The organism is Chlamydiales bacterium (genome assembly GCA_041395025.1).
In the GTDB taxonomy this organism is placed as follows: Bacteria; Chlamydiota; Chlamydiia; order Chlamydiales; family JAAKFR01; genus JAJACP01.
Window position 1 is genome coordinate 1,274,139 of record JAWLBH010000001.1, and the last position, 16,218, is coordinate 1,290,356.

Annotated in this window: 15 protein-coding genes and 1 tRNA gene; 6 read left to right on the plus strand and 10 right to left on the minus strand. The window is 35.4% G+C overall.

Going from position 1 to position 16,218, the window contains the following annotated elements:
• Position 1 precedes the first annotated feature (1 nt).
• Positions 2 to 1,690 (plus strand): methionine--tRNA ligase, encoded by a 1,689-nt coding sequence (gene metG / locus R3E91_05880; protein ID MEZ5315714.1) that lies wholly within the window; start codon positions 2 to 4, stop codon positions 1,688 to 1,690.
• A 59-nt stretch (positions 1,691 to 1,749) separates the two neighbouring features.
• Here the strand turns inward: metG and R3E91_05885 are convergent, their stop codons facing one another.
• Positions 1,750 to 3,882 carry an ATP-dependent RecD-like DNA helicase gene (locus tag R3E91_05885; protein ID MEZ5315715.1) on the minus strand — a complete coding sequence of 711 codons (2,133 nt, stop codon included), beginning with the start codon at positions 3,880 to 3,882 and terminating at the stop codon, positions 1,750 to 1,752.
• Positions 3,883 to 4,047: 165 nt separating this feature from the next.
• Between R3E91_05885 and R3E91_05890 the strand changes: the two genes are divergently transcribed.
• Positions 4,048 to 5,034, plus strand: a complete 987-nt coding sequence (locus R3E91_05890; protein MEZ5315716.1) for a DMT family transporter — start codon at positions 4,048 to 4,050, stop codon at positions 5,032 to 5,034.
• A gap of 170 nt (positions 5,035 to 5,204) precedes the next feature.
• Here R3E91_05890 and R3E91_05895 read toward each other — a convergent pair whose 3' ends face one another.
• The 8 genes from R3E91_05895 to rpiA form a co-directional block, all read right to left on the minus strand.
• Positions 5,205 to 5,723 carry a methylated-DNA--[protein]-cysteine S-methyltransferase gene (locus R3E91_05895; protein MEZ5315717.1) on the minus strand — a complete coding sequence of 173 codons (519 nt, stop codon included), beginning with the start codon at positions 5,721 to 5,723 and terminating at the stop codon, positions 5,205 to 5,207.
• Positions 5,724 to 6,012: 289 nt separating this feature from the next.
• Positions 6,013 to 6,084 (minus strand) — tRNA-Asn (locus R3E91_05900).
• Positions 6,085 to 6,231: 147 nt separating this feature from the next.
• Positions 6,232 to 7,857: a chaperonin GroEL gene (groL, locus tag R3E91_05905; protein MEZ5315718.1), complete on the minus strand. Its 1,626-nt coding sequence runs from the start codon at positions 7,855 to 7,857 to the stop codon at positions 6,232 to 6,234.
• Between the two features lie 24 nt (positions 7,858 to 7,881).
• A complete protein-coding gene (locus R3E91_05910) occupies positions 7,882 to 8,190 on the minus strand; it encodes a co-chaperone GroES (GenBank protein MEZ5315719.1) in 309 nt (102 codons plus the stop codon).
• A gap of 168 nt (positions 8,191 to 8,358) precedes the next feature.
• Positions 8,359 to 10,182 (minus strand): oligoendopeptidase F, encoded by a 1,824-nt coding sequence (pepF, locus tag R3E91_05915; GenBank protein ID MEZ5315720.1) that lies wholly within the window; start codon positions 10,180 to 10,182, stop codon positions 8,359 to 8,361.
• A gap of 9 nt (positions 10,183 to 10,191) precedes the next feature.
• The gene (locus tag R3E91_05920) at positions 10,192 to 10,521 is read right to left on the minus strand and encodes an HPr family phosphocarrier protein (GenBank protein MEZ5315721.1); all 330 of its coding nucleotides are present in this window, start codon (positions 10,519 to 10,521) and stop codon (positions 10,192 to 10,194) included.
• A gap of 92 nt (positions 10,522 to 10,613) precedes the next feature.
• Positions 10,614 to 11,033: a DUF151 domain-containing protein gene (locus tag R3E91_05925; GenBank protein MEZ5315722.1), complete on the minus strand. Its 420-nt coding sequence runs from the start codon at positions 11,031 to 11,033 to the stop codon at positions 10,614 to 10,616.
• A 15-nt stretch (positions 11,034 to 11,048) separates the two neighbouring features.
• Entirely contained in the window at positions 11,049 to 11,756 is a 708-nt protein-coding gene (gene rpiA, locus R3E91_05930) for a ribose-5-phosphate isomerase RpiA (GenBank protein ID MEZ5315723.1), read from the minus strand.
• Between the two features lie 54 nt (positions 11,757 to 11,810).
• Between rpiA and R3E91_05935 the strand changes: the two genes are divergently transcribed.
• Positions 11,811 to 12,563, plus strand: a complete 753-nt coding sequence (locus tag R3E91_05935; protein MEZ5315724.1) for a Nif3-like dinuclear metal center hexameric protein — start codon at positions 11,811 to 11,813, stop codon at positions 12,561 to 12,563.
• 61 nt (positions 12,564 to 12,624) lie between these two features.
• On the opposite strand, the gene R3E91_05940 is transcribed toward R3E91_05935, so the two are convergent.
• On the minus strand, positions 12,625 to 13,011 hold the full coding sequence (locus R3E91_05940; protein ID MEZ5315725.1) for a hypothetical protein: 387 nt from the start codon (positions 13,009 to 13,011) through the stop codon (positions 12,625 to 12,627).
• A gap of 83 nt (positions 13,012 to 13,094) precedes the next feature.
• Between R3E91_05940 and tyrS the strand changes: the two genes are divergently transcribed.
• The 3 genes from tyrS (at position 13,095) to R3E91_05955 (ending at position 15,953) form a co-directional block, all read left to right on the plus strand.
• The gene (tyrS, locus tag R3E91_05945) at positions 13,095 to 14,351 is read left to right on the plus strand and encodes a tyrosine--tRNA ligase (protein MEZ5315726.1); all 1,257 of its coding nucleotides are present in this window, start codon (positions 13,095 to 13,097) and stop codon (positions 14,349 to 14,351) included.
• 310 nt (positions 14,352 to 14,661) lie between these two features.
• A complete protein-coding gene (locus R3E91_05950) occupies positions 14,662 to 14,961 on the plus strand; it encodes an HU family DNA-binding protein (GenBank protein MEZ5315727.1) in 300 nt (99 codons plus the stop codon).
• Positions 14,962 to 15,023: 62 nt separating this feature from the next.
• Positions 15,024 to 15,953 (plus strand): hypothetical protein, encoded by a 930-nt coding sequence (locus R3E91_05955; GenBank protein ID MEZ5315728.1) that lies wholly within the window; start codon positions 15,024 to 15,026, stop codon positions 15,951 to 15,953.
• Positions 15,954 to 16,218: the final 265 nt, after the last annotated feature.

A 16,218-nucleotide genomic window follows, 5' to 3' on the forward strand; every position in this document is an offset into this window, starting at 1 on the left:
GATGAAAAAAATCTTAATTACTTCTGCTTTACCTTACGCAAACGGTCCTTTACACTTTGGTCATATTGCCGGAGCTTATTTGCCAGCAGATTGTTACGCTCGTTTCGAGCGGCTTCGTGGAAATGATGTACTTTATATCTGCGGATCTGATGAATATGGTGTTGCAATTACTTTAAGTGCTGAAATTGCAAGACAGACTCCTAAAGAGCATGTAGACCATTTTCATCAAGTAATAAAGAATTTCTTTGATAAATTGTGGATTGATTTTGATTATTTTTCACGTACAACATCGCCAACACATATCCCTATTGTGCAAGATTTTTTTCATGATCTTAAAGCTAATGGTTATATTGAAGCAATTGAGACTGAACAGCTTTATTCTGAAATTGACAAACGTTTTCTAGCTGATCGGTATGTGATTGGGACTTGTCCTAGATGTGGATTTGAAGAGGCTCGAGGCGATGAATGTATGAAGTGTGGAGCAAGCTATGAGACGAGTGATTTAAAAAAGCCTCGTTCAAAAATCACAGGAAAATCTCTTGGTTGGAAAAAAACGACTCATTGGTTTATGCGTTTTGATCGGTTTAAAGAACAATTAGCTTCCTTTATTTCAAATCGTTCTTGGAAAGCAAACGTCGTGCATTTTGCTCAAGCCTATCTTGATGATCTTCGTCCCCGTGCGATTACACGTGATCTTGAATGGGGCATCCCTGTCCCTTTAAAAGAAGCTGTAGGTAAAGTATTTTATGTGTGGTTTGATGCTCCAATTGGCTATATTAGTGCGACACAGGATTGGGCTAAGGAAAGAGGAAACCCAGAGGCTTGGAAAAGCTATTGGTGTGACCCACAGACAAAATATGTACAATTTATAGGAAAAGATAATATTCCTTTTCATGCCATATTTTTCCCTGCTATGATTCTGGGACAGAACTCTCCTTATAAGCTTGTTGATGACTTAGTAGCTAATGAATTTTATAATTTTGAAGGAAGACAGTTTAGCAAGTCTGAAGGTTGGGTGATTGATATAGAGGATTTTTTTTCTTATTTTCATTCTGATCAAATTCGCTATGTGATTGCTGCTAATGCCCCTGAAACAAGCGATACGGAGTTTACTTGGAGAGATTTTCAAACTCGCTGCAATAGTGAGCTTCTTGGTAAATTAGGGAATCTAGTCAATAGAGTACTCATCTTTGTACAGAATCATTGTAATAGACGCATTCCTCAATATGAAAGAATGCAAGACATAGACCATCGTTTTCTAGAGAAAATCAATGAATTGACTGATGATATAGAACATGCCTATGCTGCGTATAAAATGCGACGTGCTAGTCAGCTGATTATGGAACTCGCACAAATAGGGAATACCTATTTTGATGCAAAAACTCCTTGGAAAGATATCAAAGACCAAAAATATTCATCTTTACAGACAACAATAGGACTCTCTTTTGTTTTGCTTAAGGCATTAGCTCTTACTTCATTTCCAATTATGCCACAAACTGGAGAAAAAATTTGGAAAATGATAGGTTTTCAAAAACCTTTGGAATTATATTCATGGAAAACTGTTATTGAAATGTCTTGTGAAATAGGCAAGGTACTTCCGGTTCCTTCACTTCTTTTTCAGAAAGTTGAAGATGAGATTATTGAAATGCAAATCAATAAAATCAGAGACGTTAAAAAAAAATGCATCTAGGTAAGTCGCTTACATGAAATGAAACATTTATTAAAATTCTTTTGTCGTATCAGCATTAATTAGAAAGTTTTTTGAATTAGGGCTTCTTTGAGGCCAGTATGTCTTTTAAGAGTTTCATTATTAGAAACAGCGATGCCAATCGCTTTTCCAGTGCCAATAAGAATTACGATTTTCTTACCTCTAGTTACAGCTGTATAAAGGAGATTTCTTTGGAGCATCATAAAGTGAGTCGTATGAATAGGAATCACTACGCAAGGGGATTCGCTTCCTTGATATTTATGGATAGAGGTAGCATAAGCTAAAACTAATTCATCAAGATCACAGAAAGGATAAGTCACTAGATGACCTTCATAGTTTATAATCAATTCTTGGTCTTCTTGGTTAATCATTTTAATACGTCCAATATCTCCATTATAGACTTCTTTTTTATAATCATTGCGAATTTGCATGACTTTATCACCAATCCCCAAGTAGCCTGCTCCATGGGGGATCATATTTTTTTGTGGATTGAGTATTTTCTGTAAAATGACATTTAGATTTTCTATCCCAATTGGACCGCGTTTCATTGGGGCCAGTACTTGAATATCTTCGATTGGATTAAGATGATAACTTTTAGGTAACCTTTTTGAAATTAGCTCGATGATTTTATCAAGGATAGATTCAGGCTCTTCACCTTTAAGAAAGAAAAAGTCTGATGTTTTTTCTGTAGTTAAATCAGGAAACTCCCCAGCATTAATTTTGTGGGCATTTGTAATAATACGAGAACCGGCGGCTTGTCTAAATATTTCGTTTAATGCAGTCACAGAGATTATTTGACTATCAATCATATCTTTTAAAACAAGTCCTGGTCCCACACTAGGTAATTGGTAGACATCTCCTACAATAATCAGTCGCGCATGCCCAGGAATAGCTTTAAGGAGACCATACATGAGATTTGTATCAATCATACTTGCTTCATCAATCACAATTAAGTCACAATGAAGAGGATTATCTCTATTGCGTTTAAACCCTTTTTTAATGAAGTCAAATTGTAAAAGACTATGAATAGTAGTCGCTTCTTGTTTGGTAATTTCACTCATACGTTTCGCTGCTCTTCCTGTTGGAGCTGCTAGGATAATAAATTGGCTTAGCTGCTTAGTAATCGCAAGAATGGCATTTATGATCGTACTTTTGCCTGTTCCGGGTCCTCCAGTGATGATATGAATTTTTTTTTTAAGAGCATATTCAATAGCCGTTTTTTGTTTTTTAGCTAATTGAATATTTAGTGTTTTTTCTACCCAACTGATTGCCTTTTCTGTATCGATCTGTCTAAGATGGCTTCGATGATTCATGAGTCGATCTAGTTCACGAGCAATGCCTGTTTCAGCAATCCAAAGCCTTTTTAACCAAACGTTTCCTTCGGAAATGACGATATGTCCTTCATTTTGTAATGTTTGAATTCTTTCTTGAGGATGAATTTCCAATATTTCTTGAGCTTTTGAGCATAACTCATCAAGTGGATAGCACACATGGCCCTGATCGGCTAATTCAGTAAGTAAGTACTCAATTCCTGAGTCTATCCGTTGATGCGCATCTTTAGGAAAGCCTAATTTTTCTGCAATTTTATCTGCTGATTTAAATCCAATCCCTCGCATCTCTCTAGCAAGCATATAGGGATTCGCTTGAAGATAAGAGACAGTTTCATTTCCATATAATTTATATAATTTTTGAGCAAAAATAGAACTAATTCCATATTTTTGCAGAAATATCATCACATTACGGATAGATTTTTGTGCCTGCCAACAGGATTTGATTTTTTCGATCCGTTTTTGTCCAATTCCATTCACTTTAATCAAGAAGTCGGGAGATTGATCAATAATATCAAGGGTTTGTTCTCCGAATATTTTTACAATCCGTTCAGCGTAGATAGGACCTATCCCTCTAACCATACCGGATTCAAGATATTTTTGGATTCCTAATAAATCTGTAGGCTTTTCGATAAAATACTCTGAAACAATGAATTGAATCCCATGTGTGACATGTTTTTTCCATTCACCTATTAAGCGAAGATTTTCACCTGGAGTAAGAGTAGGCATGGTACCCACAATGGTGGTGAGTTCTTTTTTACGTGATTGCTGTAGTCGTGCAACTGTAAAACCATTTTCAGAATTTGTAAATGTAACTCGTTCAACATAACCGAAGATCTGATCCATAAAATGCAATTATATCTAAGAATATTCTTAATGAAAAACATATTTCATAATCTCTCATATTATCAAATGTCTAGGATATAACAGAGTTATTCTTCTTTAGTTGAAAATGGAATTTGTAGTCGATTCAGGTGTGTGGCGATAAAATATTTTTCTTAAATAGGAATTTTGTTTAAACCATATTCTATTGAGCCTTATAATGGATTCATGTGGTTAGGATTGTTATTTGCGATATCTGCATGCTTTTTATGGGGATGGATTTTTGTCATTCCTAGTTTCCTTTCTGACTTTTCTGGGCTAGAAGTTGTCTTGGGTCGCTATTTTGTTTATGGATTGATTTCAGCGATCTTGTTCTTTAAAGGAGGGTTGAATAAAGCACGCCAAATTTCTAAAATGATTTGGATTAAAGCACTGACATTTGCATTTTTCTCTAATATTATTTACTACCTAGGTATTATCATTGGATTGCGTTTCGCTTCTCCTTCTTTAACCATCCTAATTGCTAGTATGTCTCCAGTTGCAGTTGCATTATATGGAAATTGGTATGCACGAGAGATCGTCTTTACAAGTATGATTTTTCCTGTTTTATGTATTTTATCTGGCTTAATTATTGTAAATATTGCGGAAATTGACTGGACTTTTTCTTCAAATTCTCTTGAAGGATATCTCTTAGGATTTTTTGCAGCAGTGATTTCTCTATTAGCTTGGAGTTGGTATGCTGTACATAATGCACGCTTTTTAAAACGCAATCCGCATATCGATGTCACTGAATGGACATCAATCATTGGGATAGCTACTTTGTTCTGGGCATGTCTCACAACCATCTTTTTTGCCTTTATCATAGAAAAAGAGATCGATATTTCGAGATTTATCCATTTTTCTCAGGAAACAATGCGCTTTACTATTGCTGCTCTGATTCTTGGGGGGATTTGTTCTTGGTTGCCTTGTTATTTATGGAATCGCGCTAGCCTTTACTTACCTGTCTCTCTTATGGGTCCATTTTTAATTTTTGAATCGATTTTTGGGATCCTTCTCGTTTTTTCTTTCGAATCTCATCTTCCATCTCTCCTTGAAGTTTTTGGCATGAGTACAATGCTCGGAGGGATTATTTTATCGATTATTGCTTTTCGTAAGCAGCTCAATAAAAAGGCTTAAAAATCACTTTTTTTTAAGTTACAAGTCTTTGAAAAAAATAGTATAAACTTCATACTAAGTCAGTATGAAGTTTATAACGTCTAGAATTAAGAAGATTTAGGTTTTAAGAAATAGAGAGATTGCTCATTTTCTAAATTCATTGAACTAGTAAGCTCTCGATGTTCTTCTTGTCAGATGACTTTATTTTTATCATGAGACTCATGATTAAGGAGCCATTTTTTTCTCATAATTCCCCCTCGATATCCTCCAAGAGTATGATTATGACAAATGACTCGATGACAAGGGATAATAATGACTAATGGATTCATTTTATTTGCATTACCAACAGCACGTGTTGCTTTTGGATGATTCATTCGACAGGCAATATCAGAATATGAACAGGTTTTCCCAAATGGAATTTTTTGGAGTGCATGCCATACTTGCTTTTTAAAAGAGGATCCAAACATTTTAATAGGAGTGCGAAATTCAATCTGTTTCCCTTGAAAATAGAGCTGCATTTCTTTTTCAATCATTCGTAGTGGTGTAGTAGATTTTTCTTCGACTAACTCCTTTAAATTAAATTGATGATAGTTTTTAAGTTCTTGAGAATCAGAAAAATCTAGAAAAAGAAGAGCTTCTTCATCAGCAATTGCTGTCATCGAACCGATTGGGGATGCAAACTGACTTGTATAGAGTATATGCGGTTTCAAATTAGGAGATCTTTTAATTTCTAAAATATCAAATAATTGTATAGATTAACCCTATTAATTAGATAGTCGATTAATCAAATTTAGAGATTATCAAACTATCAACTATTGTGTTTGTGAGCTTAAGACATTAGAAGAAAGATATTTATCCATATTGAGATTGGGATAAACGCTTGTAGATCAAATAAAGCCTAAAAGGTATAGAAATGGGGTTGTTGTATCCAATGTTTCATACAAGTCCATGGTGTCTAAATTCATTAAACCAGAGCTATTTATGATAAAAAAAAAGAAACTCCGGATGCTGGATTCGAACCAGCGACCAATGGATTAACAGTCCACTGCTCTACCGCTGAGCTAATCCGGAACAAAATAAAAATGGTAGAGAGTGATCGAATTAATTACCAGAAATTTGGTGAAAATTCATTAGAGTGACTAGAAAAAAAGGAAGAAAATCAAAGATGGGTTTTTGTATGCAACAACCCCTCTAAAAAGAGGGGTTGTTTAAATTCAATTAATAATCCATTCCACTTGGCATGGGCATGGCTTGTTGTTTTTCGTCTGGAATTTCAGCAATAATTGCTTCGGTTGTAAGCAACATAGCAGAAATTGAAGCTGCACTTTCAATTGCTGAACGTGCGACTTTCATTGGATCAAGAATTCCATTTTTGATCATATCTACAAATTCATCAAGCAAAGCATTGTATCCTTCATTTGTAGAAAGGCTTAATACTTTTTGAAAGATAATAGATCCTTCTTGTCCTGCGTTTTCAGCAATTTGTTTTAAAGGCGCAGAAAGCGCATTTGCCACAATCATAGCTCCAATGCGTTCATCATGCTCAAGGGAATTAGCAAGCTTTTGCACTTCTGGAATACAACGTACAAATGCAGTTCCTCCTCCAGGAAGGATACCCTCTTCAACCGCAGCTTTAGTTGCGTGTTGAGCATCTTCTACACGGTCTTTTTTTTCTTTCATTTCAATTTCTGTAGCAGCACCAACGTAAATCACAGCTACACCACCAGAAAGTTTAGCAAGCCTTTCTTGTAGTTTTTCTTTATCGTAATCAGATGTGCTCTCTTCAATCTGACGCTGAATCTGTTGACAACGTGCTTCAATATCTTTTTTAGAACCACTACCTTCTATAAGAGTGGTTTCTTCTTTTTTTACTACAACTTTTTTTACTTTTCCAAGCATATCTATTGTTGTATTTTCAAGCTTCATGCCAAGCTCTTCGCTAATCACTTGTCCATTTGTCAAGATCGCAATGTCTTCAAGCATTGCTTTACGTCGATCACCAAAACCAGGTGCTTTAACAGCACATACTTTTAGACCAGCACGAAGACGATTCACAACAAGTGTTGCGAGTGCCTCTCCTTCAACGTCTTCAGAGATAATTAATAGGGGGCGTCCTGATTCAACAACTGATTGAAGAATAGGAAGTAATTCTTTTATAGCAGAAATCTTTTTTTCATAAATCAAGACAAATGCATCTTCTAGAACTGCCTCTTGAGTATCTGGATTTGTTGTAAAATAAGCAGAAAGATAGCCACGATCGAAGTTCATTCCTTCCACAACATCAAGGGTTGTTTCAAAACGTTTAGCTTCTTCAACAGTAATGGTTCCATTTTTACCCACTTTTTCCATTGCCTTGGCAATAATAGCACCGATTTCCTCATCATTATTAGCTGAAATGGTAGCCACTTGAGCAATTTCTTTTTGGTTTGAGACAGGTTTAGCAATTTTTCTTAACTCTTCCACTACCGTTTTTACAGCTTTTTCAATCCCACGCTTTAGATCCATAGGATTAGCTCCGGCAGCTATGTTTTTTAACCCTGTAGTATAAAGGGCTTCAGCTAAAACAGTGGCTGTGGTTGTGCCATCACCAGCTTGATCAGCTGTTTTGCTCGCAACCTCTTTCACCATCTGTGCGCCCATATTTTCATGCTTCTCTTCAAGCTCAATTTCTTTAGCAACGGTTACACCGTCTTTAGTCACTTGAGGTGCTCCAAAAGATTTGTCAATCACGACATTTCGGCCTTTCGGACCTAAAGTGACTTTAACAGCTTCAGCTAGAGTTTTTACCCCTTTGAGAATCTTTTGTCTTGCTTCTTCTTTATATTTGATATCTTTTGCTGTCATAGCAAATCAGCTCCTTATGATTATTTATTCAACAATTGCGATAATATCATCAGTACCCAAAATAACGTAATCTTCGCCATCCAGAGTAACTTCAGTTCCTGAGTATTTTTCCATTAAAATCTTATCTCCTAACCTTACAGGAAAGGGAATGAGGTTACCGCTCTTGTCCTTTTTTCCAGTTCCAATTGCTATTACTTCAGCGGTTTCTTGCTTTTTTTTTGCTGTATCAGGAAGAATGATTCCTCCTTTTGCTTTTTCTTCAGCTTCTAGTCTTTTGACTAGTACTCTATTTCCTAAAGGTTTGAGTTTTGTTTGTATAGCTTGTTCTGTCATAACTACTCCTGGTTTCAAGAAGGATTATTTTGAGAACAAAAATAACAAGAAGGTTTTTTTTGAGCAATGAAAAATTAGCACTTTTTCAATGTAAGTGCTAATAAATAAATTTTTAAACAAATCAGTCAGATGACAAGATGATCTTTAAAAAGTCTTAGAGATTTGAAACTAACATTTTTCACAGGCTATTAATTCGAATTGATCGAGCAGAGAATTGAATTTATGAAAAATTCCCTCAATGGGTTCAGTAGAAATCATATCTACTCCAGCGAGTTTTAGTAGTTCAATAGGGAATAATGAAGATCCTCCTTTCAGAAATTGCAAATAGTGATCACGAGCTTTTGCATCTCCAGAAAGAACCTTTTCTGCGAGAGTGAGTGCTGCACTGATGCCGGTCGCATATTGATAAACATAAAAATTATAATAAAAATGGGGGATCCGAGCCCATTCAATCTGAATTTCTTCATCAATAAAAGCATCAGGACCAAAATAGTCAACATTCAATTGATAATATATTGTTTTAAGTAAAGAGGGGGTTAGGGGAATATTGTTTTCCACAAGCTCATGAATTTTTAGTTCGAATTCAGCAAACATAGTTTGGCGGAAAAAAGTCGCACGGATATCCTCAATTTTTTCATTTAGTAAAAAGAGTTTTTCTTCTTTTTTTGTAGAACGCTTAAGAAGGAGGGCCATTAACAACTCTTCATTAAAAGTCGAAGCAACTTCAGCCACAAAAATTGAGTAATCAGAGTAATGATAGGGTTGGTGTGTCCTACTTAGATATGAATGCATACTATGTCCTGCTTCATGAGCAAGTGTGAAAGTATCCCGTAGAATGCCATGGAAGTTCATAAGAATATAGGGAAAGCTATCAAAACATCCATTTGAATAAGCCCCCGAGCGTTTATGCTTGTTTTCGTAAGGATCCACCCAACGATCTTTTTTTAATCCTTGCTTCAAAATATTTTGATACTCCTTACCCAAAGGAATCACTGATTCTAAAGTGAGATCTTCTGCTTCGGTATAAGACATTTTGAAGTCAATATGAGAAACAAGAGGAACATACATGTCATAGAGATGGATTTCACGAAGTTTAAGAACGTTTTTTCGAAGATGGACATAACGATGAAGAGTTTGTATCCTTTCACGCACAGCTTTAATCAGAGAATAGTAGATTGACGTAGGAATATTTTTAGGAAAAAGAGCTGCATCAAGACAAGAAGTATAGGAACGAGCCCGAGCATTAAATAAGTGAGATTGAACTTGGCCATAGAGAAGTTCTGAAAAGGTGTTTTCAAATTCTTGAAGTGTGGAATGCATTCTTTTAAATGCATTTTGTCGCAAAATTGGATCTTGTGATCGCATATAAACTTGATATGTACCTTGAGTCAATGGATGTTCTTGTCCTTGGCTATCAATAATTGTTCCAATTTTCATATCAGCATCATTAAGAGCTGAAAAAGTTTTTGAAGAAGTTTGCATGGGTTTACAAGCGATAGCGATTAATTTTTCCCTATCAGCATCCAGTCTATAAGGACGCATACGGAGAATTTTCTCAAGGTAAAATCGGTAAATTGTAAGTTCTGGTTTATCCAAATAAGATTGAATCAATGGAAGTGGTAGCATCAAAATCTCGGGTTCAATCCATGCACTTTCTTCTTGAAAATCGAGCAACAAAGAAGAGATCTGTTGATAGGCTTTTTTAAAACGATCTTCAGTGATTTCTTCATTATGACGGTTATGAGCATAAGTATGAAGTTTATCAAGAGTTCTTGAAATTTTAAACGAAAGGTTCAGAGTTTCTTTGATCATTTCTTCCCCCTCTTTAAGCCGCCCTCGATAGCGATTTAAATTTGGCCAATAGGGAGGAGTAGGTTTTTCACGGACATTTTGAAAAGCTTTTTCCCAATCCTCTAAAGAAGAGTAAAGTGCTTGAATGTTCCAGGATTCTTCAGGAGAAAGCTGAGCTCGTGTTTTCATTTGTTTTGACATGGATTCTGTTCAATATTGTATGTGAAATTTATTTCTTGCAAGCTTGATCACTTCTTCAACTACTTGAAAAGCATCTTCTCCATCTGCTTCAATCCGAATCCGAGATCCACGTGTAGCCGCTAAAGTAAGAATCCCAAGAAGAGATTTGCCATTGACGATGAGATCTTGATAAATCAAATTCACATGAGATTTGAAATTTGTTGTGCATTTAACCAGCTCAGTCGAAGGACGGGTATGTAATCCTTTATCATTAATGACAACAAAAACTCCCTCTGCTTTATTAGCAGTCTTTATCACTTTTTCTTCAGAATGTAGGTTTTTGTTTTTTTTTCTAACCATAACTATGCACGAAAGAAGAGAAAAAGAAGGGTATAGATTTTTTTAAAAATTAGCAATCAAAAATTTTAGTGATTATGTTTTCTCTCTCATTTTTATTCTTCATAGTAGATTGTCCTTTCAAAAACTTCCCGTGTGCAGTAGATAGGTGTTTTGTTTAAGAGAGCAAACATAATGCAATCACTTGGACGAGCATCAATCTCAATAATAGAAAGAATCTCACCTGCCTTATGTTCTAAGAAAAGGCGTGCAAAATAAGTCGTATCTTTTAAATCGTTTATGACAACTTGCTTCACTTTAATTTCTAGTCCATAGAAAACTTGATTTATCAAGTCATAGGTATTGGGACGCTGTTTTTCGATTGAGGAAAGGTATAATTGCATAGTTTTGCCAATCGATAAATCTGTGTAAATAGCAAATTTTTTTTCCTCAGCTTCAAGCACTACACATGTATAAGAGCGCGATTGCATAACTTTTTCAAAATTGACTGGTATAAGTTCCGAAATTTCTTGCATGATGACCTGTTTTTCTTAAGTAATAAAATCTATATTTCCATTCTTATATGCGACAAGAATCTGTAGGGATACAAGCCCTAAGAGAGAACTAATAAAAAAGCCTGTTTCGACAACACCAGGAAACTGAATAAGTACTTTATGATCTTTTTCAGGCTCGATAAAGCCCTCAGTTTTTTGGATATCATAAATAAAATTGCCATTGTCAGTTAAATAAGGAAGACCATCTTTTGTGCGTAAACTGCCTTCGTAGCCTGCACTATGGATTTTAGCAATCGTTGCGTGGTATCCAAAGGGAAGGATTTCAATAGGTAAACCAAATTTGCCAAGCATGGGGACTAGCTTGCTTTCATCTGCAATAATGATGACTTTTTTGCTTGTACTTGCAATAATTTTTTCCCGTAAAAGGGCTCCTCCACCTCCTTTAATACAACGTAGCTTAGAGTCGATCTCATCAGCACTATCAATCGTGAGATCGATTCTATTGACAGCATCCATTGAAAGGAGAGGGATTCCACCTGCTTTTGCTTTTTCAGAGGAATGGAGCGAAGAAGCCACGGCTTTAATTTTTAATCCAGCACGGCATTTTTCAATTAAACTATCAATAAAAAAAGCAGTCGTTGAACCTGTCCCTAGCCCAATTAACATTCCCTCTTTAACAAACTCGACAGCTTTTTTAGCAACAGATTTTTTAAGTTGATTTTGAAGGTCACAATTCAATTTCATAAAACTTGTGTATACCTTACGATGATCTTCAGGTCAAAGGAAAAAGGAGGTAGGATGCTTCTTGGAGAATTTTCTGAGCAATTGAATCGTTATCTAAAATCTGATTTTTTTCAGGATTATGGCCCTAATGGCATTCAAGTAGAAGGAAAAGAAGAGGTCCATCGCATTGCTACTGCAGTATCAGCAAATTTAAAAACCATTCAAATGGCTATTGATAAACATTGTGATGCACTTGTGGTACATCATGGTCTTTTTTGGAATGGTGATCCCTATCCTATTAGGGGGGCGAAAAAAAAGAAAATCAAACTTCTTTTAGATAACCAGATTTCTCTTTTAGCTTACCATCTTCCGCTAGATGCTCATCAGGAAATTGGAAATAATTGGAAAGCTGCTCAAGACCTTGGATGGGAAAATCTTGAATCTTTTAAGAGTCGAAAAGGCATGGATATTGGAGTAAAAGGACGATTCAAATCCATATTCATTGAGCATTTTATTAAAACTTTAGAAACTTATTATGAACATCCGGCTCATTTAGCTTTAGGAGGAAAAGAATATTTGGAAAATGCTGCTCTCATTTCAGGTGGGGCTTATCGAGAGTTGATTGTAGTAGCCGAAGCAGGAATCGATTGTTTTATCACTGGTAATTTCGATGAGCCTGCATGGGCAATGGCTTACGAAGAAAATATTCATTTTTTGGCTTTAGGGCACTCAGCAACAGAAAGAGTAGCTCCTAAAGCACTTGCTGAATATCTCTCCAGAGAAATGAAATTAGATAGTGAATTCATTGATGTTCAAAATCCTTTTTAAACAAAAAAGTCTAGTTTCAATAGGATTTTTTATTTCATTTTTTTTTGAAAGACTTAACTATCTATTGACTCAAGCCAGGTTTAATGCGTCCTTTGAGTTCTTCTTGAAGATTTGAGGATTTTTCTTGTAGTTGTTTGAGAATTTGATTTGCTAACCCTGAGGTTTCTTTCTTTAGAGAATCTTTTAGTTGAGCGACATCTTCTGATTTTGGTTCAGTAAGAATGTTTCTGTCTTTTAAAGGTTTATAGTTTTTAGATGTCCTTAATTGTCGCTTTTCAATCGCATTAATAGCAATTTTTCTGAGTTCTTCTTCGGAATTTGCTTTTTGTTTTGTCAATGCTTTTTGCAGTTGCTCATCTTCTCGCTCTTGGAGCTTTTTAACCATTTCTTCATAATTTTCAGGATACTCGATAATTTCTTCTTTGTCGGCATGTTCTCCTTTGTTCATCTATAGAAGCTCCTTTACTCTGATACGATGATTTCGTATGATAACAGAATTTAATTTTCTAAGAAATAGTTGAAAAGGAATGAATGAAAAATCTTATTTACAAACTTAAAGAACGAGGTTTTATTGATAGTGTTACAGATCACAAACTCTTTAGTTTAACGAAACATCCTATCAAAGTATATGCTGGATTTGACCCTACTTCGAATAGTTTACATCTTGGAAATTTAATTGCGATGATAGGGCTTGCATGGTTTCACCGTTTTGGTCACAAACCTATTGCTCTTATTGGGGGGGCAACTGGAATGATTGGAGATCCTTCTGGAAGAAATACCGAACGCAATATTCTGGATAGCAAGACAATTCATATCAACTCAATTGGAATTCGCCGCTCTCTTGAAGCAGTGTTAAAAACTGATGTGATGATTTTAGATAACGCTTCTTGGTTTAGAGAGATGGGATATATTTCTTTTTTACGAGATATTGGCAAATTTTTTCGTCTAGGACCTATGTTAGCTAAAGAGAGTGTTAAAACGCGTCTGACTTCAAAAGAAGGGATTAGCTATACGGAATTCAGTTATCAACTATTTCAAGCGTATGATTTTCTTCATCTTTTTAGAGAGCATGAGGTCACTCTTCAAATTGGAGGAAGTGATCAGTGGGGGAACATTGTTGCTGGAACTGAGTTAGTCCGTAGATTAACAGGCACATCAGTGAATGGAATGACTTTTCCTCTTCTTACTCGTAGTGATGGTAAAAAATTTGGAAAAAGTGAAAAAGGTGCAATTTGGCTCAATCCTGATCGCCTTCCTTCTTACGATTTTTATCAGTATTTTTTTTCTATTCCTGATGCGGATATTCCGAAAATGTTTCGCATGCTTACATTTTTAGATCTTGAGGAAATTCGTGAGATAGAAGATTCAATGAGAGCAAAAGACTATATCCCTAATTCAGCACAAAGACGATTAGCAGAAGAGGTCACGAAAATTGTTCATGGTCAACAAGGATTGAACGAAGCAATTTCTATTACTAAAGCTGCTCAACCAGGAAGTCATACTCAACTTACATCGGAAACGCTTCGTACCCTTGTTTCTGGTCTACCCAGTCAGACTCTTTTAGTCGACAAAGTAGTTGGAGTCAAGTTAATTGATTTACTTGTTAAATGTCATCTTTTAGAAAGCAAAGGAGAAGCACGCCGTATGATTATAGGAGGGGGAGTTTCTCTCAATAATGTTAAGGTCAGTGATGAGGAGTTGGTCTTATCCAAAACTCATCTTGTAGAAAATGAATTTGTTCTTATCAGTTTAGGTAAAAAAAAGAAGTTAGTCATTCGCATTTCTTAAGTGCGTTTTTATGATCTTTTTCTATTCTATTCTAATCCCAACTAGTTGATAACCAAGAGTAAAATAGATTTATATTTTTTCTGAATATGAATCTTTATATATTGATAGAAATCAATATCTTATAAAATAAATCTCTTTAAAATAATGGAAATTTAGCTAAAAAAAATGTCTTTTTGTAAAAATTCTCTTGAAACGAAAATGTAGATAGATATTATACGGCTATAACTCAATAAAATAAGAGAGAGAATGCTTAGTTTTAGCATTCTCAATTTCGGTACTACCGACAAGTTCAAACTAGGAGGCACAAATTATGGCAACCATGACCAAGAAGAAATTGATCACGACCATCTCGCAGGATGAAGGACTTCATCCAAATCATGTTCGTGCAGTTATCCAAAATTTTCTCGATAAGATGACAGAAGCCTTAGCAAAAGGAGACCGTCTAGAATTTCGTGATTTTGGAGTTTTACAAGTTGTGAAAAGAAAACCAAAAATTGGTCGTAATCCAAAGAACTCATCTGTTCCCATTCATATTCCAGCACGTCGAGCGGTTAAATTTACGCCAGGAAAGAAGATGCGTCGCTTAATTGAAACATCAAAAGGTGAATAAAAAAACAGGTGTTTTTTTCCTAATTCAATATGTTACCCTTAGTAAAAGCTAAGGGTTTTTTTATGCAAGAAAGAGAAATGTCATTTGAAGAGGCACTGTTTCCATGGGGCGATCTTCCTTATCCTTGCGAATACGCAAAGAGAGGTTTCGATCTAGCACAAAGAGGAGAAATTGAAAAAGCGAAGAAAATGACAAGATTTTACCAAGCGACTCTTGACCACTATGATCGACCGATTTATTCATTTTTTCAACAAGAAAAAGGAGGGCGTTTTCAGGAGCTTGAGAGAGCGAGTCATGCCTTTTTAAAAGCATGTGATGTTCAACCATTATCTCAATACCATTTTATCGACTCTCAATTAGGGATCCTTTATCATCGACAAGAAGAACAAACTATTCTTTGTTTGGGATCAGGTTGTAAAAGTGGGATGGGTGCTTTTTTTGTTGGTAAAGTAGGGGTGGTGAATTTTGGTCCACAGTTAAAGCCACTTGGCGACTGTTCTGGATTTGGGCTAGCTGGGAAAGGAAGAAATATAGAGATTTCAGAAAATCTTTTAAGTTACCAATGTCGTTTAGCTGCCCCGCATCATAGAGATACTGGTATTTCTTGGTTAAAAGATTCAGGTTACTGCGGAGCTTGGATTGAAAGTAGATGTGCAATAGATGATAATTGTTTAGATATCACGAGTCGGATTGAAGGGTTTCGCCCCCTTTCTGATTTTATTTTTACTTACTTTATGAAAGCGCAAACTTGTTATGTTGCTGGATCTCATAAATTGACTGCTCATTCACTTGATCGTTATCAAGGTCCACCTCAACCAATCAAAATCGATGGTTTAGTAGTTAACCCATGTGAAGGGTTTTGCAACATGGAAGTGATCCCATTAGCTGGAGATAATAGTTTTTGGGAAGCAGATTTTATGATTTCTTTTAAGATATTAAGGAAAAATTTTCATTTTACGATCAACACCTATAAAAATCTCTCATTGAAGTAAAACTACTTTCTTATTTCTCATAGAGTCTATGACTACAGATCATTTACCAAAGACCACAGCATGCTTTAATACTATCTGAGCGACAGATGGACTTTAAAGATGAAATGAGTACTTTTCAAAAAAAGCATTAGGCAAATTTGGAGTATTAAAGCATGATCAGTTGTCTAGAGCTCAAATCTTCTATGAGAAAAACAGGGTTTTCAAATGAATCATAATAGTTTTTAGATCTGATTTTCTTAGTATACTAAATATATTAACTAAAAAG

Excerpts from the sequence above, each read along its gene's own strand:
- metG (MEZ5315714.1), top strand. The coding sequence starts at position 2 with ATGAAAAAAATCTTAATTACTTCTGCTTTACCTTACGCAAACGGTCCT.
- R3E91_05885 (MEZ5315715.1), bottom strand. The coding sequence starts at position 3,882 with ATGGATCAGATCTTCGGTTATGTTGAACGAGTTACATTTACAAATTCT.
- groL (MEZ5315718.1), bottom strand. The coding sequence starts at position 7,857 with ATGACAGCAAAAGATATCAAATATAAAGAAGAAGCAAGACAAAAGATT.
- R3E91_05910 (MEZ5315719.1), bottom strand. The coding sequence starts at position 8,190 with ATGACAGAACAAGCTATACAAACAAAACTCAAACCTTTAGGAAATAGA.
- pepF (MEZ5315720.1), bottom strand. The coding sequence starts at position 10,182 with ATGTCAAAACAAATGAAAACACGAGCTCAGCTTTCTCCTGAAGAATCC.
- R3E91_05920 (MEZ5315721.1), bottom strand. The coding sequence starts at position 10,521 with ATGGTTAGAAAAAAAAACAAAAACCTACATTCTGAAGAAAAAGTGATA.
- R3E91_05925 (MEZ5315722.1), bottom strand. The coding sequence starts at position 11,033 with ATGCAAGAAATTTCGGAACTTATACCAGTCAATTTTGAAAAAGTTATG.
- rpiA (MEZ5315723.1), bottom strand. The coding sequence starts at position 11,756 with ATGAAATTGAATTGTGACCTTCAAAATCAACTTAAAAAATCTGTTGCT.
- R3E91_05935 (MEZ5315724.1), top strand. The coding sequence starts at position 11,811 with ATGCTTCTTGGAGAATTTTCTGAGCAATTGAATCGTTATCTAAAATCT.
- R3E91_05940 (MEZ5315725.1), bottom strand. The coding sequence starts at position 13,011 with ATGAACAAAGGAGAACATGCCGACAAAGAAGAAATTATCGAGTATCCT.
- tyrS (MEZ5315726.1), top strand. The coding sequence starts at position 13,095 with ATGAAAAATCTTATTTACAAACTTAAAGAACGAGGTTTTATTGATAGT.
- R3E91_05950 (MEZ5315727.1), top strand. The coding sequence starts at position 14,662 with ATGGCAACCATGACCAAGAAGAAATTGATCACGACCATCTCGCAGGAT.
- R3E91_05955 (MEZ5315728.1), top strand. The coding sequence starts at position 15,024 with ATGCAAGAAAGAGAAATGTCATTTGAAGAGGCACTGTTTCCATGGGGC.